Source organism: Proteus sp. fly-1089 (genome assembly GCF_040138965.1).
GTDB lineage: Bacteria > Pseudomonadota > Gammaproteobacteria > Enterobacterales > Enterobacteriaceae > Proteus > Proteus vulgaris_B.
In genome coordinates this window covers 202,321-225,630 of the sequence record NZ_JBEETS010000005.1, presented here as the reverse complement: position 1 = coordinate 225,630, position 23,310 = coordinate 202,321, and the positions used below count along the sequence as shown (strand labels likewise).

Below are 23,310 nucleotides of genomic sequence, written 5' to 3'. Positions count from 1 at the left end.
AACTATATTTATCAATTAGTTGTTTTTATTTTCATTTTTTTAGCCATTTTCTAAGCTTTGTCAGTATTTATTTTGTTGTTCATCATCAAGTAAGCAGGGGTTTTTGTAGGGTAAATGATGGATTGAGATATTTTTATCGTCATTTTTTTTACAAATAAAATGATTTATCTATATGATTATAATGATATTAATTATGAAGCTTTACACGATTAAGCCCTTAAATATCATTTTTAGATCTTGGTGCTATATTTTGAGTTCCTCTTTACGCCTTGCGCTCAAGGTGTTAAATTGATCACGTTTCCGAGATTTTGTTAGTAAAGTTTTATCTATTAATAATGGATTAACTCAGGCTCGGTCACTTATAAACTCAGATTCTACTATCTTCTTAGTATTGTTCAGGCGAAACTCTTGTATCTTTATATTGAAACACTGAAGCAACGGCTGGATGCGATTAATCAACTCAGACTGGAACGAGCATTTGCATCGATGTGTGATGTTTTTAAACAGGTCTATGGTTTAATTCCTGTTTTATTGCATTACCACCATCCTGAGTTACCCGGCTACTTACAAGGAAATGTTCCTCACGGTACATGTTTCTTTGAACCTGATGACATGCAACGTCAATGGGCCAATAAGCTGATTAACGCATTATGTGATGAGCCAATGGAAGGGTACGCCAGCGGAGAGTTGCCAATTACTGGCATCTATTCGATGGGTAGCACTTCTTCTATTGGGCAAAGTCACTGCTCTGATATTGATATTTGGGTCTGCCATCAATCATGGCTGGATCAGGATGAGCGTGCACTTTTACAACGTAAGTGCCAACTGATTGAACAGTGGGCTGGTGAGCTAGGCATTGACGTTACATTTTTCTTAATCGATGAAAATAGATTTCGCCATCATGCAAGCGGTAGCTTAGGTGGAGAAGATTGTGGTTCTACTCAACATATTCTTTTACTTGACGAATTTTACCGTACTGCAGTACGTCTTGCAGGTAAACGCTTGCTATGGACGATGGTGCCAGTAGAAGAAGAGCACCATTATGATGAATATGTTAACTCCCTTTATGCTCAGGGCGTATTAACACCCAATGAGTGGTTAGATTTGGGGGGGTTAGGTGAACTTTCAGCAGAAGAGTATTTTGGTGCAAGTTTATGGCAGCTTTATAAAAGCGTTGATTCACCATATAAAGCGGTATTAAAAAGTATTTTATTAGAAGCTTATTCAGCGGATTATCCTAATGGAAAACTGCTGGCATTAGAGATGAAGCAACATCTTCACCGTGGTGAAATCGTTAATTACGGTTTAGATGCTTATTGTATGATGCTTGAGCGTGTTACGCGTTATTTAGTTTCTATCAATGATTTAACTCGCCTTGATCTTATTCGTCGCTGTTTCTACCTGAAAGTGTGTGAAAAACTATCTAACGAAAAAACACAAAATGAATCCGAGGGTTGGAGACGACAAGTCTTATCGCAATTAGTGACTCAGTGGCAATGGGATAACGAACGTTTAACGATACTCGATACCCGTGATAGCTGGAAAATCGAGCGAGTACGAGATGCGCATAACGAACTATTAGATACGATGATGCAAAGCTATCGTAATCTTATCCGTTTCGCGCGCCGCAATAATTTAAGTGTCAGTGCAAGCCCACAAGATATTGGCGTATTAACACGTAAACTTTATGCGGCATTCGAAGCATTACCTGGCAAAGTAACACTGGTTAACCCGCAAATATCACCTGATTTATCAGAGTCACATTTAACCTTTATTTATGTACCACAAGGCCGAGCAAATCGTAGCGGATGGTATTTATATAATCGTGCCCCTGATTTTGAAAATATCGTTGGACATCAACCATTAGAATATAATCGTTATCTAAATAAATTAGTGGCATGGTCTTACTTTAATGGGTTGTTAACAAAAGAGTCTCGTGTTTATATTCATCAAGGGGATTCCTCTTGTGATGAAATCAAACTACATGAATTAGTCAGGGATATGTCGAGCCATTTCCCTATTCGTTTACCAGCACCAACGCCAAAAGCATTGTATAGCCCTTGCGAGATTAGACATCTAGCCATTATTGTCAATTTGGAAACAGATCCAACAGAGAGTTTTTCTGATCAAGTGGTTCACTTTGATTTTAGAAAACTGGATGTGTTTAGCTTTGGTGAAAAAGAGCAATGCCTTGTTGGTAGTATCGATTTGTTGTACCGCAACTCTTGGAATGAGGTAAGAACTCTTCATTTCAGTGGCACACAGTCTATGTTGGAATCGTTAAAAACGATTTTAGGTAAAATGCACCAAGATGCGGCACCACCGGCCTCTGTTGAAGTATTCTGCTATAGCCAACATCTACGTGGTTTAATTCGTACCCGTGTGCAACAGTTGGTATCAGAATGTATTGAGCTACGCTTATCAACGAATCGTTTAGAGCCGGGACGTTTTAAAGCTTTACGTATTGCAGGGCAAACTTGGGGATTGTTTTTTGAACGCCTCAATGTGTCGGTACAAAAATTAGAAAATGCTATCGAGTTTTATGGTGCAATTTCATATAACAAACTTCATGGATTGCCTGTTAAGCTGGATAAAGACGCTCGTTATTTACCTGCGGTCATTGATGGCTTTGCGTGTGAAGGGATTATCCAATTCTTCTTTGAAACCACAGAAGATAATAATGTCTTTAATATCTATATCTTAGATGAAGCAAATCGCGTCGAAATTTATTCCCATTGTGAAGGAAGCAAAGAAGAGTTAGTGAAAGATGTTAGCCGTTTTTACTCTTCCTCTCATGATCGATTCACATATGGCTCAAGCTTTATTAATTTTAACTTGCCACAGTTTTATCAAATTGTGAAAGTGGAAGGATCAACACAAGTGTTACCTTTTGCTGGTGGATCATTTGGTAAATTATCCGATCTAGGTAGTAAAGAAGTTCAACCTGAAATGAATGTTGTTGCCCACGGATTTACGGATTATAAAGCTGTGCAACACTCTTAATTGAATACGAGTTTATAAACACAAATGGGAGCTCTATGATAGCTCCCATTTGTGTAACTAACAGTGCTTTTTAGAAAGAAAACGCTTCCCCACTTTGTTCTGTTATTGCTTGTGCTAGCATGGTTAAAAATTCACCGCCACTTCTATCACAAATCCATTGATCATCTTTCCAATCAAAGTGATAGCCACCAGAGCGTGTCGCTAGCCAAATTTGATGAAACGCTTCCTGACGATTAATAATAATTTTACTATTATTTTCAAAGGTTAATGTCATTACGCCACCATTGATTTCACAATCAATATCAGCTTCACCTTCATAATTATCAATAGTTTGTTCTATTTCTGACAAGAGTTCATCAGCTAATTGGTGAAATTCACTGTCGTTCATCTTCATTTCCTATTTGCTTTTCGAGATCTAACTGCGATTATAGAGGATATTAACCAAATAAATGACAGGCAGATTTCGAATGAAAACGTATTTACGTTGCACTCTTGCTATAATAACACTGATTTCTCTTTCGGGTTGTGGCTTGAAAGGCCCTCTTTATTTCCCTCCTGAAGATACTCAGGCAAAAATGACGCAGTCATCCCAGCCAAGCCAGCAAGTTGAGAGCGCCTCAACTCAGACCAATTAGTCAATCTTAGAAACGGTAATTTCGTTTCAGGCAGGGGCAAGATGCAATTTTCAAAAATGCATGGTCTTGGTAACGACTTTATGGTGGTCGATGCCGTGACCCAAAATGTTTATTTTTCACCAGAATTGATATGTCGATTAGCCAATCGCCATACTGGTGTTGGGTTTGATCAATTGTTGGTGGTTGAAGCACCTTATGATCCTGAACTTGATTTTCATTATCGTATTTTTAATGCGGATGGAAGTGAAGTTGCACAATGTGGTAATGGCGCGCGTTGTTTTGCTCGATTTGTGAGACTAAAAGGGCTTACAAATAAAAGAGAGATAAAAGTCAGTACACAGTCTGGCAGAATGACCTTACACGTTATGGATAATGATGATGTGTGCGTCAACATGGGTGAGCCTGAATTTGATCCTCAAAAAGTCCCTTTTCGTGCACAAAAAGCGGAAAAGACCTATATTATCAGGGCAATGGAACGTACTGTATTATGTGGTGTAGTTTCAATGGGAAATCCCCATTGTGTTATACAAGTTGAAGATATCAAAACAGCCGAAGTGGAATTATTAGGACCAGTATTAGAGCAACATGAACGTTTCCCTGAACGTGCTAATATTGGGTTTATGCAAATCGTAGACAGAAATAATCTTCATTTGCGAGTATTTGAACGGGGTGCGGGTGAAACGAATGCTTGTGGTAGCGGAGCTTGTGCCGCTGTTGCGATCGGTATTTCCCAAGGTTTATTAGATAAACGTGTGAAAGTCACGTTGCCTGGCGGATCGCTGTTTATCGAATGGAAAGGAGTGGGTAACCCTCTTTATATGACCGGGCCTGCGACACATATTTATGATGGGATCATCCAGCTATAATATTATTTTTTGAGAGGCTATCTGTATGACGGATAAAAATAAGCAGTTCTGTTGCCCTGAAACAAACGAACTTAATGATCAACAAGTGGTTCGTTACCTTACAGAGCATCCTGGTTTTTTTATCCGTAATGCAAGCTACATTGAGCAAATGAAAGTTCCTCATCCCATTCGAGGTACTGTCTCATTAGTTGAGTGGATTATGTCACGCCAACGTAATCGCATTCACTATCTTGAAGAAGATATGCGTTTATTGATAGAGCAAGCTTCTGAGAATGAATCTTTGTTTAGCCAACTCTTATTATTAATTTCTGAATTGTCCAGCAGTGACTCTCTTAATGAAATGTTAGAGCGTTTAAACCTCTGGGCTAAAAAACTAGGTCTGTACTCTGTTCAATTGCGTTTATTTACCGATCGTTGGCAATTACAACCGCCTTTAGATGCACAGGCACTTGCACTCTCTCGCCAAGCTTTTGAACACTTCCGCATTCAGCATATGGGTGATGATAATCACTATTTAGGCATGCTCAATGGGCAAGAGATCATGTTGTTGATGCCTAATGTACGGCGTTCTGGTTCTGTTGCTCTCTCATTATTAGGACATTATGGTGATTTAGGTGTGATTATTTTTAATAGCCGAGATAATCAACATTTTCAGGAAGGAATGGGAACCGTCATGTTGGATAAATTAGCTCATATCTTACCGGAATTATTAACACGTTGGGTGGCAAGACAATGAGCCAACCAAGTGATCTTCCAGAAACACTCACTACGGCTATAGAGCAATTTCTGCGTTACATTCAAGTTGAACGTAGATTAAGTCCTGTCACAGTAGAAAATTACCATCGCCAATTGATGGCCTTAGTGCAAATGATGGTTGAGATAAAAATAACGCAATGGCAATCACTTGAAAGCCAACATGTACGTATGTTATTGGCAAAAAGCCATCGAAGCGGGTTACAGCCGACCAGTCTAGCTTTGCGTTTTTCTGCGTTACGTAGCTTTCTTGATTGGCAAGTAGCACAAGGTATGCTGGATGTTAATTCAGCGAAAGGTATTCGTACACCTAAATCAGGTCGTCATCTTCCTAAAAATATGGATGTAGATGAAGTCAATCAATTAATGAATATCGACTTAAACGATCCCCTTTCTGTCAGAGATAGAACCATGCTAGAAGTGATGTATGGTGCGGGTTTGCGTTTATCTGAACTGACCAATCTCAATATTAATGATATTGATCTAAATGAAGGTGAAGTGCGTGTATTAGGTAAAGGAAGTAAAGAGCGTAAAGTTCCTTTAGGAAGAAAAGCGATAGAATGGTTACAAAATTGGTTTCCGATGCGAGAACTTTATGCACCAGAAGACAAGGCTGTTTTTATTTCAACTCAAAGTGGTAAGCGTTTATCAGTGCGTAGCGTACAAAAACGTTTTGAACTTTGGGGGATAAAGCAAGGACTAAATAGCCATGTGAATCCTCATAAATTACGCCACTCATTTGCTACACATTTACTGGAATCCAGTGGTGATTTACGTGCGGTACAAGAATTATTAGGGCACGCTAATTTATCAACGACACAAGTTTATACCCATTTAGATTTTCAGCATTTAGCGAAAGTCTATGATGCTGCTCATCCGAGAGCTAAGAGAGAAAAATCATAATGCGTTTTTACAGAACTCTGACGCCAATTGCAGCGATGACTTTTGATCTAGATGATACGCTGTATGACAATGTGCCAGTGATGGATAAAACGGAAAAAGAGACACTGGCTTTTATTCGTCAATATGATCTGCGTTTTAACCATTTTACAGAAGAAGATGTGAATGCTTATAAAAAGCCACTTATAGAAAATAATCCAGAGATATTTCACGATATTACACAGTGGCGTTGGCTTGCCGCTAGGAATATGTTGTTAGATTACAACTACAGTGAAGCCAAAGCAAAGCAAGGTGCAGATGAGATTATGGCGCACTTTGCTTATTGGCGTAGTCGTATTAATGTGCCTCAAAATACACATCAAGTTCTTACTCAATTAGCAGAAAAAATTCCGTTAATTGCCATTACAAATGGTAATGCAAATCCGCTAAGTTGTGGTTTAGGGCAGTATTTTTCACATATTTTGAAAGCTGGCCCTGACGGTCGCTCTAAGCCTTATTCTGATATGTTTGATAAAGCAGCAACGCTTTTAAAAATGCCTCATCAACAAATTTTACATGTGGGCGATCATCTTGTGACTGATGTTGAAGGTGCTGTTAATAGTGGATTACAAGCTTGCTGGATTAACCTTGATAACCGTAGTTTGCTTGAAGAAGGCGAAACTCGCGTGATGCCACATATTGAAATTACAGATTTAAGTAAACTGATAGAGTTGATTTAATGTGATTTTAGGTCGAAATGGCAGAGATAAACGCAATTGAAAAAGGCTTTACTTTGCATCGCGGATGAAATCCTGTTAGTTTGTTGCTTACGCACTATTTCTGTATATATCCACAGTATTTTCCTCACTAAATGATTGGTAATTATGGACGTCTCATATCTGCTAGAAGGCCTTAATGATAAACAGCGCGAAGCCGTGGCCGCACCTCGCATAAATATGTTGGTGCTTGCTGGCGCAGGCAGTGGTAAAACACGCGTATTGGTACATCGTATCGCTTGGTTATTATCTGTTGAGCAAGCTTCCCCTTTTTCTATTATGGCTGTGACGTTTACCAATAAAGCGGCTGCAGAAATGCGTCATCGTATCGAAGATTTAATTGGTACCAGTCAAGGTGGTATGTGGATTGGGACTTTCCATAGCTTGGCTCATCGTTTATTACGCGCACATTATCTTGATGCAAACCTACCACAAGATTTTCAAATTATTGACAGTGACGATCAATATCGTCTGATTCGTCGCATTGTTAAATCGATGAATCTTGATGATAAACAATGGCCGGCAAGACAAGGAATGTGGTACATCAACGGTAAAAAAGATGAGGGATTACGCCCTCAGCATATTCAAACCTATGGTAATCCTGTTGAATCTACGTGGTTAAAAGTGTACCAAGCATATCAAGAAGCATGCGATCGTGCGGGGCTGGTGGACTTTGCAGAGCTTTTATTACGTGCTCATGAGCTTTGGTTGAATAAGCCACAAATTTTAGAACATTATCAAAATCGCTTTACTAATATCTTGGTTGATGAGTTCCAAGATACTAACCGTATTCAATATGCATGGATTAGAATGTTGGCGGGTCAAACGGGTAAAGTGATGATTGTAGGCGATGACGACCAATCCATTTATGGTTGGCGTGGTGCACAAGTTGAGAATATTCAAAACTTCTTAAATGAATTTCCTGGTGCAGAAACTATCCGATTAGAGCAAAATTATCGTTCTACAAGCAATATTCTAAAAGCTGCGAATGCACTAATAGCAAACAATAGTGATAGATTAGGTAAAAATCTGTGGACTGAAGGTGCAGAAGGCGAGCCTATCTCACTGTATTGTGCTTTTAATGATTTAGATGAAGCGCGTTATGTAGTTGGCAGAATTAAGCGCTGGCAAGAAGAAGGTGGCGCGCTGACAGATTGTGCCATTCTTTATCGTAGTAATGCCCAATCTCGTATAATGGAAGAAGCATTACTACAAGCGGCAATGCCATATCGTATTTATGGCGGGCAACGTTTCTTTGAACGCCAAGAAATCAAAGATGCGCTCTCTTATATGCGATTAACCGCGAATCGCCATGATGATGCTTCTTTCGAACGTGTTGTAAATACACCAACACGAGGTATTGGAGACAGAACATTAGATATTGTTCGCCAAGTTGCAAGAGATAACCAAATTACTTTATGGGAAAGTGCATTGCAGGTTATCGAACATAAAATGTTAGCAGGGCGAGCAACAGCAGCGATACAGCGATTCTTAGAGTTAATTGAGACATTAGCATCTGAAACGGCAGATATGCCGTTACATGTACAAACAGACCGAATTATTCGTGATTCAGGTTTGAAAGCGATGTATGAGCAAGAAAAGGGTGAAAAAGCCCAAGCTCGTATTGAAAACTTAGAAGAGCTTGTCACCGCAACTCGTCAATTTAGTTATCAAGATGAAGACGAAGATTTGATGCCATTGCAAGCGTTTCTTTCACATGCGGCATTGGAATCGGGTGAAAGCCAGGCTGATGCGTATCAAGATGCGGTTCAACTAATGACGCTTCACTCAGCTAAAGGACTTGAGTTTTCACAAGTCTTTATTGTGGGTGTTGAAGAAGGCATGTTCCCAAGCCAAATGTCATTAGATGAAGGTGGGCGTTTAGAAGAAGAGCGTCGTTTGGCCTATGTTGGTGTCACTCGTGCAATGAAAAAGTTAACGCTTACTTACGCCGAAAACCGTCGCCTATATGGAAAAGAAGTAAGTCATCGGCCATCTCGTTTTATTGGCGAGTTACCCAAAGAGTGTGTCGAAGAAGTACGTTTACGCGCGACAGTTTCACGTCCTGTCAATCATAGCCGTTTAGGAACTCCGATTATCAGTAATGATACGGGGTATTCTCTTGGACAACGAGTGAAACATCCTAAATTTGGTGATGGAACCATTATTAATATAGAAGGTAGTGGTGAGCATTGTCGATTACAAATTGCCTTTAATGGCGAAGGTATTAAATGGCTGGTGGCTGCATTTGCTCGACTAGAGTAAGTCGTCATTTAAAGTGAGCAGTTACTATCTTAATATAAAAAACACCCTTACTTGTCTATCAAATAAGTAAAGGTGTTTTTTTTTAAGGGAAGTTCGATTTGGTTGCTTAATAATCTCGTTATCTATTCTTATTTAACGGAATTAATTAATTGATGAAAATTTCTAGTCTATTTTTTCACACTTACACTTTTGTATCGCCTAGCTCGCGAATTTCTCCGACATCTTCTTCTAGTTATGAATTTTTGATCGAAGATACTGAGGAAGTTCTTTGTGATACTTATCATCCCAGTGGATCCATCAATGAATTCGAAGAAGATTTGTATTGTAAGCTATTGAGACACCAGCGTGATTATATTCCTCGTATCAATCTTAATTACAGTGTTGTGATTAACCATATTCAAGTGATTAATAACGCGATGTTTACGTTATTTAGGCGTTCATATCGCCATGCGGAAGAATTCTCAAAGAGTGTGCATTTGCTAAAGAAAAATAAGAAGAAACGCTCTCCCGCTTTTATACAAATTGGTAATTTAGCGGAAGAGTCAGTTTTGGGGGATTAACCGCGTCTTAAACGACGTTGCGTATAGAGTGCATCTAAGGTAAATAAAATAAGGGCAACCCAAATAAAGCCAAAGGTTACTAATCTTTCTGCATCAATTTGCTCGCCATATACCATTGTGGCAAGAATAAACATCAAAGTTGGGCCAATATATTGGAAGAAGCCTAAGGTTGATAAACGCAGATGATGAGCAGCTTCAGTAAAGAGCAATAATGGTACAGTTGTAATAATACCGGCTGCGATTAACAAGGTATTCAATGACCAACTGTTTTCAAGCATATTGCTTGTTGGTGAGTGGGTAAAAAATAAGATGTAAATTAATGCGACAGGGAATAGCCATAATGTTTCGACCAACATTCCTGTTTGTGCATCGACACCTAATTTTTTACGCAGTAGACCATAAAGCCCAAAAGTTACGGCAAGACTTAAACCAATCACGGGTACAGAACCAAAGTGCCATAACTGAATAAATACCCCCGTAAAGGCTAAACCCACCGCTACCCATTGCATACGACGAAAACGCTCGCTTAAGAAAAGCATACCAAACAGGACGTTAACAAGGGGGTTAATAAAGTAACCAAGACTAGCTTCTAGCATATAGCCATGGTTAACAGCCCATATATAGGTAAGCCAGTTAGTTGCAATAATGACAGCTGTCAGTGCCAAGAGTAGGATTTTTTTAGGTTGACGTATTAATTGTCGTAAATAAGGCCAATGACGACTAATCGTCATTAAAATCAACATAAAAAAGAATGACCATAGGATACGGTGTGTAAGGATCTCTTCTGCGGGCACTTCTTGAATGCTTTTAAAATAGACAGGGGCAATACCCCAGATCAAATAGGCGCCTAAGGCACATAAAACGCCTTTCATCGTGTTTTTCTGGCTCATGCTATCTCTGGAATTGATGGAAAGGAAATGTGTGACGGGGTTATCATACCCAATGACATTATCTAATGTGTCATTAGGCATGCATTTTTACAAGTAATTAATAACATTCTCAGCATCATAGCGCATAATGAATTTTAACAAAGACTTAACCTACAATGTAGGTGGCTGTTCCACTTGCTATATGAACTTGTTTTTCATTATGTAATTCAACACGAGCAACAGAGACTTTATTACCACTGCGCAAGATATGACTACTTGCAGTAAAACACTCCCCACGTCCAGGTCGTAAATAATCAACCCGTAAATCAATCGTACCCATTTTAGCAAGTTTCTGTTCTAACTGCTCTTGGGATATAGGTGCTAAACGTGTTAATGCATTACCAACACAAACTAATCCTGCACTGACATCAAGCACCGAAGCAATAAGGCCTCCATGTAAAATACGTTGAGCAATATTACCGACCAATTTATCTTGGTAGCGGAATTGAATTTCTGCATAATCTTGTTCAAAACGAACTAGCTCTAACCCAATCAACTGGTTAAACGGCATTTTATACACAAAAACATGACCAATTAAGGTTTGAGCCTCTTCTAATGTTAATTGCTTTTCCATTTTTAGAACCTCCGATATTACGTCATAAAGTTAATATAATGTTAATGATACATGACGAAACCGTAATTTCCCATTCGTGCTATAAATATAATGGTGTAAAAATATACGAGATTTAATGGCGATTACGTGTAAAATATGGTGGCTTAAGTGTAATAAAGCACATTTATAAGAACTAATTATAAAGTAAGTACTAACTTCTATATTATTCAATAATGAAACAGGATAATTAACTATGCGTTACATCCGTTCTTTACTTGCGGTGGCTTTATTCTATCCAGCATGGGGATTTGCATCCGAAATTCAAACATCATCATCTCCTGCACCGCTTGTTCAGGGCAGTATTATTTCCGGTTTATTACAAGAATACGACTCACCTTTTGTTCTTTATCCTTATGAATCCAATTATATTATTTACACTGATACCTCTGATATGAATAAAGAGGCGATTCAAAGTTATGATTGGGGTAATAAGGCTAAAAAAGATGAGGTAAAATTTCAGCTTAGTTTGGCTTTTCCTTTATGGCGTGGTATTGCGGGTGAAAACTCTGTGTTAGCAGCGTCTTATACTCAACGTTCTTGGTGGCAATTAAGTAATAAGAAAGAATCAGCTCCTTTCCGTGAGACAAACTATGAGCCACAACTCTTTCTAGGTTGGGCTACTGACTATAAATTTGCAGGTTGGACACTTCGTGAAATTGAGACAGGTTTTAATCATGAATCAAATGGGCGTTCAGATCCTACATCTCGTAGTTGGAATCGAGTTTATGCGCGATTTATGGCACAAAAAGGTAATTTGCAGCTCGATTTAAAACCATGGTATCGCTTTAGCGAAAGTGCACAACGTGATGATAATCCAGAAATTAATCGTTACATGGGCTATTATCGTTTAAAAGCAGGTTATCGATTAGGTGAGAGTGTGATCACTGCAACAGGACGCTATAACTGGAACAGTGGTTATGGCGCCGCTGAATTAGGTTGGAGCTATCCAATTACTAAGCATGTTCGCTTTTATACCCAAGTATTTAGCGGTTATGGTGAATCGATGATTGACTATAATTTTCGCCAGACACGTGTTGGTGTGGGTGTGATGCTGAATGATATGCTGTAATTTTCCTCGTTCTGGGGTAGCATAACGCTATAAATGATGACGGCACCTTCATATTGGTGCCTTTTCTTTGACTCCTCATCATAGTTTTTATCAGCAGCTTTTCAGAGGAACGGCGTGTCCACAGCAGAAGTTCTTAATTCAATGCCATCAGCACAGACTATTTTGCGAGAAACCTTTGGTTATCAGCAATTTCGTCCTGGTCAGCAAGAGATCATCCATACTATTACAACAGGACGTGATTGCCTTGTTGTGATGCCGACAGGGGGTGGAAAATCCCTTTGCTATCAAATTCCGGCATTATTGTTAGATGGATTAACCGTCGTTGTGTCGCCATTGATCTCCTTGATGAAAGATCAAGTCGATCAGCTTTGTCTTCATGGCATTGAAGCTACTTATTTAAACTCAACACAAACCCGTGAAGAGCAACTTGATGTTCAAATGCGGTGTCAAAAGGGTGAAATAAAACTGCTGTATATTGCTCCTGAACGTTTAATGATGGAGAGCTTTCTTCACCAATTAGTGCAGTGGAAACCTGCATTGCTAGCTGTTGATGAAGCACACTGTATTTCACAGTGGGGGCATGACTTCCGCCCTGAGTATCGTGGCATTGGATTATTAAGGCAATATCTTCCCGATGTTCCTATTGTTGCACTGACAGCAACAGCAGATAACACAACACGTTATGACATTATAAATCAGCTAGTCTTACGTGATCCTTTAATTCATATCAGCAGTTTTGATAGACCGAATATCCGCTACACTTTAGTCGAGAAATACAAACCACTTGATCAACTTTGGCTCTTTATTCGTGGCCAAAAAGGAAAGTCAGGCATTATTTACTGTAATAGTCGCAGTAAAGTAGAAGAAACCGCAGAGCGACTCAGTAAGCGAGGATTGAGTATTGCAGGTTATCATGCCGGAATGGAGATGACACAGCGAGCTAAAGTACAAGAGGCGTTCCAGCGCGATGATTTGCAAATCGTTGTTGCAACCGTTGCGTTTGGAATGGGGATAAACAAACCTAACGTGCGTTTTGTGGTTCACTTTGATATACCTCGTAATATTGAATCTTATTACCAAGAAACTGGGCGTGCAGGGCGGGATGGATTACCTGCAGAAGCCGTATTATTTTACGATCCCGCTGATATGGCATGGTTACGTCGTTGTTTAGATGAAAAGCCGGAAAGTGACCAAAAATCGATTGAAATGCATAAGCTCAACGCAATGGGGGCATTTGCTGAAGCACAAACATGCCGACGACTAGTGCTCCTTAATTATTTCGATGAACATCGGCAAAATGCCTGCGGTAACTGTGATATTTGTCTTGATCCTCCTAAGCAATATGATGGGTTGATCGATGCGCAAAAGGCTTTATCCTGCATTTATCGTACGGGGCAACACTTTGGAATTGGTTATATTGTTGAAATATTAAGAGGAGCGAATAATCAACGTATTCGCGATGCAGGACACGATACATTACCTGTTTATGGTATTGGTAAAGCACAAAGTCATGAACATTGGGTGAGTGTGATACGCCAACTTATTCATTTGGGTATGGTGACACAAAATATTGTACACCGCTCTGCATTACAGCTTACTGAGATGGCAAGACCCATCTTACGAGGTGAAGTTCCATTACAATTAGCCGTGCCTAGATTATTAAGTCCAACAAAAAGCCGTAATCAACAAACAAAAAATGCGCATAGACAGTACGATAGAAAATTATTTGCGAAACTACGTAAATTACGTAAATCTATTGCTGATGAAGAAAATATTCCGCCCTTTGTGGTCTTTAATGATGTCACATTGATAGAGATGGCAGAGCAATGTCCTGTTTATCCTGATGAGTTGTTATTAATAAACGGTGTCGGCCAACGAAAATTAGAACGATTTGGACCTGCTTTTATGACACTGATCCGTGACCATATTGAGGGCTTCGAATAACGCCAACAAGGAGAGCCAATGACAACCACTCTTTTTAAACATTCGTGGTTATCTCGTGAAAAGCAGTTTTCTGCTTTTACGAATGGCACTTTATTGGATTTTTGGAACCAGCGTGAAGAAGGTGAATTTACGGGTGTCGATGGAGTAAAGATCCGTTATGTTCATTGGCGTTCACCATCGCACAATAAAGCACTAGTAATTTCTTCAGGCCGTAGTGAAAGCTATGTAAAGTACCCTGAAGTTGCATTTGATTTTTTCCATATTGGCTATGATGTTTTTTTGCTTGATCATCGAGGACAAGGCCTGTCAGACCGACTATTAGAAGACACACAAAAAGGTCATGTAGAAAAATTTAGTGATTATATTGATGACTTCTCAACATTCATTGATACGATAGTGTTGCCTTATCAATACCAACATTATTTTGCATTAGCTCATTCAATGGGCGGTGCTATTTTAACGGGATATCTTCTAAAATATCCTCATGTTTTTAAAGCCGCCGCATTAAGTGCGCCGATGTTTGGTATTAAATTACCGATACCTCGCTGGGTGGCTAATTTTTTAGTCAATCGAGCAGAACAAAGTCAATCTGAAAGAAATAACTACGCAGTATCAACAGGTAAATGGTTTCCATTACCTTTTATTCTTAATGTGTTAACACATAGCCATGAACGATACCGTCGTTATTTACGTTATTACGCTGATTTTCCTGAGCTACGATTAGGTGGCCCTACTTATCATTGGATGGGCGAAAGCCTGAAAACAGGAGATTGGTTAATTGAACATGCGGGAGAGATTGATACCCCTTTATTAGTGCTTGAAGCTGAGCATGACAAGGTGGTCGATAATCAAGAGCTAAGGGCTTTCTGTGAACGTTATAGTCAGTCCAGAACAAGAGAAGAAAAGCAAAAATTGCCACTGGTGATTAAGGGTGCGCATCATGAAATCTTGTTCGAAATAGATAAGCTACGCTCACAAGCATTGAATGAAATCTGTGAGTTTTATGATAAGCATTTATTTTAATCAGGAATGTGTATGTATTCGATAGTCGCTTCAGATCTTGATGGCACGTTGTTATCACCTAATCATGTATTAACTCCCTATACGCAAGAAACACTACACCTACTTATTAATAAAGGGGTGCATTTTGTATTCGCAACAGGCCGTCATCATGTTGATGTTGCTCAAATTCGTGATGGATTAGGCATTAACGCTTATATGATAACGTCTAATGGTGCAAGAGTGCATAACACGCATGGCGACCTTATTTTTAGCCAAGACCTTGAGCCTGAAATCGCTTATGACTTGGCTCTGATGGTTTTTGATCATCCTGAAATTGAAACTAATATTTATGCGGGTGACTACTGGTATGTTAATAAAGAGATGCCGGGGGCTTGTGAGTTTTTTCGAGAATCAGACTTTAGCTATGAATTATATTGTAAAACAGGATTCCCGACCACCAATGTCTGTAAGGTCTTTTTTACCTCTGATGATCATGAGCTATTACTGAAACTAGAGAATGAAATTAATCAGCTTTGGGGTGATAAGGTCAATGTGAGTTTCTCACTACGTAATTGCTTAGAAGTGATGGCAGGGGGCGTATCTAAAGGTGAGGCGCTAGAGCAAGTGGCTGAACTGATGCAACACTCTGCGAAAGATGCTATCGCATTTGGTGATGGTATGAATGACAAAGAGATGCTACAGATGGCGGGTAAAGGTTGCATTATGGAAAATGCGCACCAGACATTAAAAGATCTCCTACCCAATATGGAAGTCATTGGTGCTAATGCGGATGAAGCAGTTCCTCATTATTTACGTAAGTTATACCAAGTGTGATCCTCTCTAAAGAAAAAGGCGAACAAGATAATAGTGTTCGCCTTCTTTTTATCTTTTTAAATCAGCCTAAACTTTGTTAGTGATATTGCATTGTAAATTGTAATGTCCCATTCGCTTTACCCGCGCTCGTTGTATCAGATGTTTGGATATAACCCGCTTCTAAAGGGATAGAATAACTTCCTGCACTGCTGTTTTTTTCACTTACTGTTATTAATTGACCCAGCTTTATTGGCTGGTTTTGATACTTAACCTGTATGCCATAACCCTTAGCAGTATTGCTGTCTGTTGGATTACTTAAACCAATTGTTCCTGCGGTTTGTTGGCTATCAGCAACACCATCAAATCGAATTTTAATCGGTGAAACAGGATCACAACTTAAATCAATATTGAAATCTTTAATACTCTCTGTACTTACAGAGCCCACGCCATTAAAACTGGATTTAGGTACAGCGCCAAGAGGAACATTAATATTATTATTCACCACATCACAACCACTAGAAATAATGGTTAACGGTGAAAGATTAATTCTTGGCTCCGTTTTACCTGTATAGTCACTGGTGATAAAACCATTGTTATAGACAATCAACATTGCAGCCCATATACCCGGAATGGTTTGCGATTTTACATTATCACGTAGCTTATATAGCTTCATTTCTAATGTAACAGAGTAGTTACCGCTGGTGGTGTTAGATGAACAAATAAGCCTGTTACTATAGTTACCATCAATATTTTGCTGCCCATCTACATAAGCAGATCCACTACAACTTCCGCTAATGGTGCCATGTAACGTATAGCCAATACCACTGCTATTGAGTTCTCTAACATAAGCCCCATTGACTCTAGGGCTGGAAGCATTAAACGAACCAGGTAAATAAATCCCTGGCCTAACTTCGCCTCCAGAAAGGTTCCACCATGTCCATGCATTCATTGTTCCTAACGGAATTGTGGCGACTTCCGTTAAAATTGGTGCTGAACGCGATACATAAATAGGTGCTGAATAAGTTACTGTCTTAGTCGTGAGATCTGCCCTAAATTCAGCCTTAGTGGTTGATGTATACAAAAGAACAGACAGACAACCTAGAGTTATATATTTATTCATTGTTATCACCTATCTGCAATCTAGTTGTAAAAATTGGATCTTTTCTAACGAGAGATCCACATTTAAAGTAGTTTGGCATTGTTCAACGGCGCTGTTACCCCATTTGGCACGTAATTGACTCTGCTCAGGCACACCATTTAAGAAAACCTCACCATCATTGGCAACAATCCCACTTGAAAGCACTTGCCCGTTTTGATAAATCTCGACTTGAGTACCAAATGGCAATGGTGTTCCGTTGTAGTGTAAGTTTGCAAGCACACGAGCCCCTTTTCTTGCTTTGAAATCAGCTAAGACAATTGCTCCTTTGGTTGGTATAACTGTCGTTGATGTTAATTCAACATCGTTATTACCCGTTAAAGAGGCAGGATCGACGGTTACTTTATTGCGCTCATAACGTGAAACATTAGGAATGACCGCGTAGCCTTGATTGTTGGTATAAAGACTCTGTGCACTACTGACCTTTAAGTTATCAACATCTTCTGCTTTAATTAAAATTGCAGAATCATAGATTGTACGGGATGGCGTTATTCCACCTTGATGAATTAAGAGTGCGCCATTTGCTCCCCAATTCATTGATTGATAGCGTTTGTCGTAACTGTAACCCGCACTGATCTCTCCCCCTGAAGCACTGTAGTTGCCATTAACAGAGCCACTGTATTCTTGACGAGAATGATTGTAGTTTTGTGAAATATCATATTGTAGGTTGTTATCTTCCAACTGAGTGCCACTTAAACTTACAGAGCTAATAGAATCACCTTGTTTGCTACTGTTATAGCGATAACTTAACCAATTGTTATTCTGAGCAATATTAAACGGAAGACTAAAATTAATAGATAAAATCTGATCGGTTAATCCACTTTCTTGACGTTTGTTATAGGCATAAGAGACGCTATAACTTAGTGCACGATAATTTGAGTTAAAACTCACATTCACATTGCGATCAACTCTGTCTTGATACCAATAATATTGTTGATAACCATTTAATGAGAGATAACCCATATCACCTAAAGATTGCGATACAGATAACTGAAACTGCTTTTTCTTACGATAAAGATGAGAAAAACGCTCATTAGCTGCTGAGAAATCATAGTAATTTTTTGTTGAATAGCGATAAGATGCCAGTGAAAAACCAGTTTTGGTATCAGGTAAATATTTAGAATATTGAATACGATAAGATTGCCCTTGGGCTTCATCGTCATTGATTAAGGTTGTTTTCGCATGAGTAATATCGGCAGAAACAGCACCTAAATAACCAAGGTTAACTCCAGTACCTAATGCATAAGCTTGGTAATCAGCAGAAATTAATGTGCCGCCATAAATAGATAAATTATAAGGGAGCCCATAAATAGCCGAGGTTTGAAAGAAATTAGGTTTTTTCGCCGCCGTATCAGCATGATATTTACCGATATCTACACTGTATTTTAAGCTACCCGCACGTTGCATCATGGGAACTGCTGAAAAGGGTTGTGAAAAGGTACGTGTTGTTCCGTCTGCTTCTTCAATTGTGACTTGTAAGTCACCGCTGTAAGAAGTGGGATATAAATCTGAAATAGCAAATTCACCCGGTGGAACGGAAGTTTGGTAAATCACGCTGTTATTTTGACGAACAGTAACCACAGCATTGCTTTGAGCAATCCCTCTTACAACAGGGGCAAATCCCCGTTGACTTTGTGGCAACATACTTTCATCAGAGGCAAGTTTAATGCCACGATATGGAATACTCTCTAATACATCATTATCAGAGGCAGTTTCACCGATGGTTAAACGGCTTTTTAAACTACGAATATCTCTCTCAACATAAGTTTGCAAACTATTCCATTGTGAAGAGTTATCACTGTTTTTATTATAGTTACTGTGATTACGTAAACGCCATGCACCCACATTAACACCACTGCGTAACCCTAAAAAAAGAGAGTTGCTATTATGTTGATCATGATACCAATACTTATTTTGTCGATAGGTGTAATTCACAAAGGCAGCATTAATACCGTCATTCCATTGCGTGGGTGAGATATAGCCATGTCCATAATTATATAAAGCAATTTGTGGTATAGAAAATGACAGTCGTGCTCGTGAAAAATCATACTGATATGTTGCATTTGGAATAATGCGAGCAATATCAGTGATCGTTTCATTTTTAATTTGTTGATTAGATTGTGGTATTACAGATCCTTTGACACCCCAATTTAATAAGTCTTGTTTAGTGATCTCTGGTGTAAGTGTCTTTTTTTCTTCGTTAAAAATAAAACGTACTTGGCGGTTATCAATTAATTTGTTATTGAGATAAATATCAACAGAATAGACACCTGGAAGTTGACCTCCAGCATAAGAAAAATAATCAAGGTTATTAATATCCGCAACTTGATTTTCTATTCCTAAATTGAGTGCATCAGGGTTAAATTGCTCTTCAGCCATTACCTGATAAGGATATAAAATAGTGGCGATCGCTATGGCCAGTAAACCGTGGTGATTGAGATTATTGTTAGGAAATAGGAATAATCGTTTTGTTGATAACGCTATTATGGATAAAGTCATCGCCATACACCCTTAGTTTAATACTTTATCTACAGTTGCACCGTAGTCATTAATAAACTGAACTTTAACTTTATGATAAGTGGGTGTTTTTTCTAGCAACATCACTTCTTGATGTGGCTGAATTAAAGGATCGTAAGGGTAGCGTTTGTCATCAATAAAAATATGTTTAATGGTTAAGTGATAAGGCGTGTTGTTCTTAAGCACTAAGCCTTGATTTTGTTTTGATAGTTCGATGTTATTAAAGTTAAGTGGCTCAATATCATGAGCACGTAAAAAAAGCTTAAATTGAGAATTGATTACCAGTTGAAGTTGATTTTCAGGGCTTTTTTCAACGGGAGGGATAGATTTGATATTAAGCCAATAGACAACTTCGGTATTTGAATTTAAGGGTTCTCCTGTATAAGAAATACGTGCTGTACCAGTACTATCTGGCTCAATACGAAAAAGAGGAGGGGTTGCGATAAAAGGTGCTCTGTCATTACCTTGAAAAGCTGAAACCCAACTTTGGATCAGATAAGGTTTATCTTTATCAGTATTTAGAACAGGAATGCTGATTTCACGAGCATTATCGTTATAAACAAACCGCGTTCCACCCACACTTATCCCTGCTGCATGGCATACCGTTATGAGAGAAAAACAAAAAAATAATGTGAGAAAAATATTCTTTTTCATATTGGTGCTATAAAGTTAAGAAAAAATAAGAGGGTAATCAGTATTACCCTCATTTTTTATTATTTGTATTGGATGCTATAGACGGCGGAGCCGTTAGCTGGACCTGGTGTTGCTTGTGCTGTTGCTTTATAACGAGCAACATAATCTAAGTTAATTTCTGTACCTTTAATTTCGACCTCTTTAGAGTCGTCATATAGATTAATTTGAGATACAGCATCTTTCTCAAATAGTGCGATACCGACGTTTGTTGCACCACCTGAGGCTTGGTCGATGGCTAAAATATCGCTATCAATTGCATCACGAGTACCACCGAAGCGTACGGCAACAGTGGTATCAACAGGGCAATCAATCAGTTTAATCGTGAAATCTTTAAGGCCTGCGACTTCGCCTTTAGTGGCTAAGCTTTTTGAAGACACTTTTCCTAAATCTACAGTCAGATTTTTAGAAGAGCTGTCTACTGTACAGGCTTGGTCTGTTATTTCTCCGGTAAAATTAATAGTGCCCGATGCAAAAGCAGCTGGTGCAGAAAGTAGAGAGAAACTTATCCCTAATAAATAGAGAGATTTATTTAATTTGCTCATGATCAGTCCTGTTTAAAAAGTAATTATTTTTACTTTTTAATTTATTTATAAGTATAAATTTAAGTATAGGTTTATTCGCATAGAAGATATGCCAATAAAATATAGCATTACAAAAAATTTAAGTTAATGAAGATTTACATGAGTTTTTTTGTCTTAATATCAAAATGTTTAATGTTTGTTTTTTTAATTAAGGATAATGTTTAATTAGTCATTAATTAAATCACAAGGCGAACTATTTATTGCTAATAATAATTTCTCTATATCTTCTATAGGAAATGAATTTTTATTCAAATAAAGATAAAAACGATATTCTTTATCTTTATTATGTGTATTTAATTGTTTAATCGAATTTTTATTCAATTCTTCCTGAATGGCTGCGAATGGGAGTCGAGAATAGCCAAGGCCATGTTTAACAAGGCTTATCGCTGTTTCTATTGAACCAACATGAATCACTTGATTATGATGGTCTATGTCTATGCTATTACGGGATAATGAAATATATGTATGTTTTTGTAATTCCTTGCATAAGTCATTATTGTTGATATGTTGTAACACGCTCTCAGGATGTGTAACTAATACTGTTTTTATACATTCTAAATCAATGGGTTGTAATGATTTTATGTTGTGGTGTGTTATCACTAAATCATGATCTTTTTGCGATAATACATCTGATTGACTCAGTGCGATTTTATGAATATTAATATCATAATGTTTATTCTCTTTAATAAATTGAGAGATTTTATCTAAAAATAAGTCTGAAACATACAAAGGGTCGATAAGCATATTTATTTTTAACTTATTGTTAAATATTAATTTTTTTGCTTCCTTTTCTAGCGAAATGGCCTTTTCAGTGATTTCTCTCGATAACTCAAGTAATAATTTGCCTTCATGCGTAAGTACTGCTCGCCTTTTCTCTAAAGAGAGAATTTCAATGCCCAAAGTTTGCTCTAATTTATTGATTGTATAGCTAATCGATGATTGAGTTCTATGCAGTGCATCTGCAGCCTGGGCAAAGCCACCATAATCAACGACGGCTTGTAAGGTAATCCACTGATCGAGAGTCGTTCGGGATTTTTCCATGATGGAACCTTCTTATTATTGTTTATTTAATACTCATTAAAAATGAAGCTAGCAATATATCTTAGCATTGTTAATAGGTAGTAATACTCATTTTTTAATCAAGTTTAAAAAATATTAACATTATAATAGATAGTGTTATTGTTTAATAATCAATATACTTTTAATAAAAATATTTATACTTTTTTATTTTCCGTTATTTGAAGTGTTTTTTCATAAAATAGACAAAGTTGGCTTTTTTTGTTTTTTATTATTTAAATTTATATAAATAAGAAGGAGTTTTTAATATGGGTTGAGATAATTTTTAATTATATTAATATTTATTTCTCTTTTTTTATTTATATAATTAATGTTATTTGATTTTATTTATTAATTATTTTTATTTTTTTTTATTTTTTTTTTCCGTAATGCTCGTTAATCTATATTCTATCTATTTTTATTATTTGAATTTAAGTTCTTTTCTTATTTATTAATTGTGATTTGTTAAAAAATAAAAATATCTCATATTTGGCTTAAGATGGTTTTACTAAAATATAAAAGACTACTTATAATTTTAAATACTACAGTTCAGTCTAAATTAGATGAAATTAGGTTTTATATATTGAAATAATAAAGTGTTTCGATATGTAAAACTACCATTATTTTAAATGCTAATATTAAATTTGTTGACCTATAAACAACTTAACTTATTTAACTTAAAAAAGAAAATCTTCCGTTAGAGATATCAACTTGAAAATTAAAATCCCATGAAAGTGTCTTTTCACTCACATTAGGAGTGAGATTAAGTATAAAAACGTAAATGCGTGACTTGGATCAATAATTAGCGGTTGTTTTCCGTTAAATGTTCGATGTTGTTGACAGAGATAAAAAATAATAAAGGTAAGAAAAATATATTTTATATTAAAGTAGATTAAATGCCTTGTCCAAAATAGCACTTTGTTCTTTGGTTAATTGGATACTTTGTTAGAAAGTATATTGCTTTAAAAATAGTTTTCCCAAGAATTGGCGATCTTTTTATGATGTTCGTTTTATTATCTTCATATTATCATTGATTGAAGAGTAGTTTCCTAACGTTACTATTTATCAATTTTATTAAACAAAAAATTAAAAAATAATCTCTTTTTTTTCTAAAAATAAGACGCTGGGAAGAAAATATGGATTAATTTTATACAATCAATGAGCTATAAGTGAAGCAAAGCAACAGAATAGGCTGATAAA

The 23,310-nt window shown here is 37.5% G+C and carries 20 protein-coding genes; 12 read left to right on the top strand and 8 right to left on the bottom strand.

What is annotated here, in order from left to right:
* Positions 1 to 408 precede the first annotated feature (408 nt).
* Positions 409 to 3,003 (top strand): class I adenylate cyclase, encoded by a 2,595-nt coding sequence (locus ABN080_RS13030; RefSeq protein ID WP_349441222.1) that lies wholly within the window; start codon positions 409 to 411, stop codon positions 3,001 to 3,003.
* Positions 3,004 to 3,073: 70 nt separating this feature from the next.
* On the opposite strand, the gene cyaY is transcribed toward ABN080_RS13030, so the two are convergent.
* Positions 3,074 to 3,391 (bottom strand): iron donor protein CyaY, encoded by a 318-nt coding sequence (cyaY, locus tag ABN080_RS13025; protein WP_349441221.1) that lies wholly within the window; start codon positions 3,389 to 3,391, stop codon positions 3,074 to 3,076.
* A gap of 79 nt (positions 3,392 to 3,470) precedes the next feature.
* Between cyaY and lptM the strand changes: the two genes are divergently transcribed.
* The 7 genes from lptM to ABN080_RS12990 all read left to right on the top strand — a co-directional run bounded on the left by lptM (position 3,471) and on the right by ABN080_RS12990 (position 9,737).
* On the top strand, positions 3,471 to 3,638 hold the full coding sequence (gene lptM, locus ABN080_RS13020) for an LPS translocon maturation chaperone LptM (RefSeq protein WP_072070841.1): 168 nt from the start codon (positions 3,471 to 3,473) through the stop codon (positions 3,636 to 3,638).
* 41 nt (positions 3,639 to 3,679) lie between these two features.
* Complete coding sequence (gene dapF, locus ABN080_RS13015; protein WP_072070840.1) at positions 3,680 to 4,504, top strand: diaminopimelate epimerase; 825 nt, start codon at positions 3,680 to 3,682, stop codon at positions 4,502 to 4,504.
* 25 nt (positions 4,505 to 4,529) lie between these two features.
* Complete coding sequence (locus ABN080_RS13010) at positions 4,530 to 5,240, top strand: DUF484 domain-containing protein (protein ID WP_197269664.1); 711 nt, start codon at positions 4,530 to 4,532, stop codon at positions 5,238 to 5,240.
* Positions 5,237 to 6,160, top strand: coding sequence for a tyrosine recombinase XerC (gene xerC / locus ABN080_RS13005; RefSeq protein ID WP_166540263.1), 924 nt, complete (start codon positions 5,237 to 5,239; stop codon positions 6,158 to 6,160). Before ABN080_RS13010 ends, xerC begins: the two co-directional genes overlap by 4 nt.
* Complete coding sequence (yigB, locus tag ABN080_RS13000) at positions 6,160 to 6,876, top strand: 5-amino-6-(5-phospho-D-ribitylamino)uracil phosphatase YigB (protein WP_349441220.1); 717 nt, start codon at positions 6,160 to 6,162, stop codon at positions 6,874 to 6,876. Before xerC ends, yigB begins: the two co-directional genes overlap by 1 nt.
* A gap of 144 nt (positions 6,877 to 7,020) precedes the next feature.
* On the top strand, positions 7,021 to 9,177 hold the full coding sequence (uvrD, locus tag ABN080_RS12995) for a DNA helicase II (RefSeq protein ID WP_197269662.1): 2,157 nt from the start codon (positions 7,021 to 7,023) through the stop codon (positions 9,175 to 9,177).
* A gap of 152 nt (positions 9,178 to 9,329) precedes the next feature.
* Positions 9,330 to 9,737, top strand: coding sequence for a hypothetical protein (locus tag ABN080_RS12990; RefSeq protein ID WP_349441219.1), 408 nt, complete (start codon positions 9,330 to 9,332; stop codon positions 9,735 to 9,737).
* Here the strand turns inward: ABN080_RS12990 and rarD are convergent.
* On the bottom strand, positions 9,734 to 10,627 hold the full coding sequence (gene rarD, locus ABN080_RS12985) for an EamA family transporter RarD (RefSeq protein ID WP_109410165.1): 894 nt from the start codon (positions 10,625 to 10,627) through the stop codon (positions 9,734 to 9,736). The two genes, ABN080_RS12990 and rarD, sit on opposite strands and share 4 nt — an antisense overlap.
* A gap of 145 nt (positions 10,628 to 10,772) precedes the next feature.
* Complete coding sequence (locus tag ABN080_RS12980) at positions 10,773 to 11,240, bottom strand: thioesterase family protein (RefSeq protein WP_036939522.1); 468 nt, start codon at positions 11,238 to 11,240, stop codon at positions 10,773 to 10,775.
* A 232-nt stretch (positions 11,241 to 11,472) separates the two neighbouring features.
* On the opposite strand from ABN080_RS12980, the gene pldA reads away from it, so the two are divergent.
* The 4 genes from pldA (at position 11,473) to yigL (ending at position 16,128) form a co-directional block, all read left to right on the top strand.
* A complete protein-coding gene (pldA, locus tag ABN080_RS12975; protein WP_072070834.1) occupies positions 11,473 to 12,348 on the top strand; it encodes a phospholipase A in 876 nt (291 codons plus the stop codon).
* Positions 12,349 to 12,462: 114 nt separating this feature from the next.
* Positions 12,463 to 14,292: an ATP-dependent DNA helicase RecQ gene (recQ, locus tag ABN080_RS12970; RefSeq protein WP_349441218.1), complete on the top strand. Its 1,830-nt coding sequence runs from the start codon at positions 12,463 to 12,465 to the stop codon at positions 14,290 to 14,292.
* An 18-nt stretch (positions 14,293 to 14,310) separates the two neighbouring features.
* Complete coding sequence (gene pldB, locus ABN080_RS12965; RefSeq protein ID WP_196554238.1) at positions 14,311 to 15,315, top strand: lysophospholipase L2; 1,005 nt, start codon at positions 14,311 to 14,313, stop codon at positions 15,313 to 15,315.
* 12 nt (positions 15,316 to 15,327) lie between these two features.
* Positions 15,328 to 16,128 carry a sugar/pyridoxal phosphate phosphatase YigL gene (gene yigL, locus ABN080_RS12960; protein ID WP_197269660.1) on the top strand — a complete coding sequence of 267 codons (801 nt, stop codon included), beginning with the start codon at positions 15,328 to 15,330 and terminating at the stop codon, positions 16,126 to 16,128.
* A gap of 76 nt (positions 16,129 to 16,204) precedes the next feature.
* Here the strand turns inward: yigL and ABN080_RS12955 are convergent, their stop codons facing one another.
* The 5 genes from ABN080_RS12955 to ABN080_RS12935 form a co-directional block, all read right to left on the bottom strand.
* Entirely contained in the window at positions 16,205 to 17,227 is a 1,023-nt protein-coding gene (locus ABN080_RS12955) for a fimbrial protein (protein WP_349441217.1), read from the bottom strand.
* A 9-nt stretch (positions 17,228 to 17,236) separates the two neighbouring features.
* Positions 17,237 to 19,762: a fimbria/pilus outer membrane usher protein gene (locus tag ABN080_RS12950; protein ID WP_349441216.1), complete on the bottom strand. Its 2,526-nt coding sequence runs from the start codon at positions 19,760 to 19,762 to the stop codon at positions 17,237 to 17,239.
* Between the two features lie 12 nt (positions 19,763 to 19,774).
* Positions 19,775 to 20,359, bottom strand: a complete 585-nt coding sequence (locus ABN080_RS12945) for a fimbrial biogenesis chaperone (protein ID WP_502935117.1) — start codon at positions 20,357 to 20,359, stop codon at positions 19,775 to 19,777.
* Positions 20,360 to 20,493: 134 nt separating this feature from the next.
* Positions 20,494 to 21,015 (bottom strand): fimbrial protein, encoded by a 522-nt coding sequence (locus ABN080_RS12940; RefSeq protein ID WP_196554242.1) that lies wholly within the window; start codon positions 21,013 to 21,015, stop codon positions 20,494 to 20,496.
* 204 nt (positions 21,016 to 21,219) lie between these two features.
* On the bottom strand, positions 21,220 to 22,095 hold the full coding sequence (locus ABN080_RS12935) for a LysR family transcriptional regulator (RefSeq protein ID WP_197269657.1): 876 nt from the start codon (positions 22,093 to 22,095) through the stop codon (positions 21,220 to 21,222).
* Positions 22,096 to 23,310 lie beyond the last annotated feature (1,215 nt).

Coding starts and splice junctions, on each gene's coding strand:
- ABN080_RS12955 (WP_349441217.1), bottom strand. CDS start 17,227: ATGAATAAATATATAACTCTAGGTTGTCTGTCTGTTCTTTTGTATACA.
- pldA (WP_072070834.1), top strand. CDS start 11,473: ATGCGTTACATCCGTTCTTTACTTGCGGTGGCTTTATTCTATCCAGCA.
- uvrD (WP_197269662.1), top strand. CDS start 7,021: ATGGACGTCTCATATCTGCTAGAAGGCCTTAATGATAAACAGCGCGAA.
- pldB (WP_196554238.1), top strand. CDS start 14,311: ATGACAACCACTCTTTTTAAACATTCGTGGTTATCTCGTGAAAAGCAG.
- ABN080_RS12990 (WP_349441219.1), top strand. CDS start 9,330: ATGAAAATTTCTAGTCTATTTTTTCACACTTACACTTTTGTATCGCCT.
- ABN080_RS12940 (WP_196554242.1), bottom strand. CDS start 21,015: ATGAGCAAATTAAATAAATCTCTCTATTTATTAGGGATAAGTTTCTCT.
- lptM (WP_072070841.1), top strand. CDS start 3,471: ATGAAAACGTATTTACGTTGCACTCTTGCTATAATAACACTGATTTCT.
- ABN080_RS12980 (WP_036939522.1), bottom strand. CDS start 11,240: ATGGAAAAGCAATTAACATTAGAAGAGGCTCAAACCTTAATTGGTCAT.
- ABN080_RS12950 (WP_349441216.1), bottom strand. CDS start 19,762: ATGACTTTATCCATAATAGCGTTATCAACAAAACGATTATTCCTATTT.
- yigL (WP_197269660.1), top strand. CDS start 15,328: ATGTATTCGATAGTCGCTTCAGATCTTGATGGCACGTTGTTATCACCT.
- cyaY (WP_349441221.1), bottom strand. CDS start 3,391: ATGAACGACAGTGAATTTCACCAATTAGCTGATGAACTCTTGTCAGAA.
- yigB (WP_349441220.1), top strand. CDS start 6,160: ATGCGTTTTTACAGAACTCTGACGCCAATTGCAGCGATGACTTTTGAT.
- rarD (WP_109410165.1), bottom strand. CDS start 10,627: ATGAGCCAGAAAAACACGATGAAAGGCGTTTTATGTGCCTTAGGCGCC.
- xerC (WP_166540263.1), top strand. CDS start 5,237: ATGAGCCAACCAAGTGATCTTCCAGAAACACTCACTACGGCTATAGAG.
- ABN080_RS12935 (WP_197269657.1), bottom strand. CDS start 22,095: ATGGAAAAATCCCGAACGACTCTCGATCAGTGGATTACCTTACAAGCC.
- ABN080_RS13010 (WP_197269664.1), top strand. CDS start 4,530: ATGACGGATAAAAATAAGCAGTTCTGTTGCCCTGAAACAAACGAACTT.
- dapF (WP_072070840.1), top strand. CDS start 3,680: ATGCAATTTTCAAAAATGCATGGTCTTGGTAACGACTTTATGGTGGTC.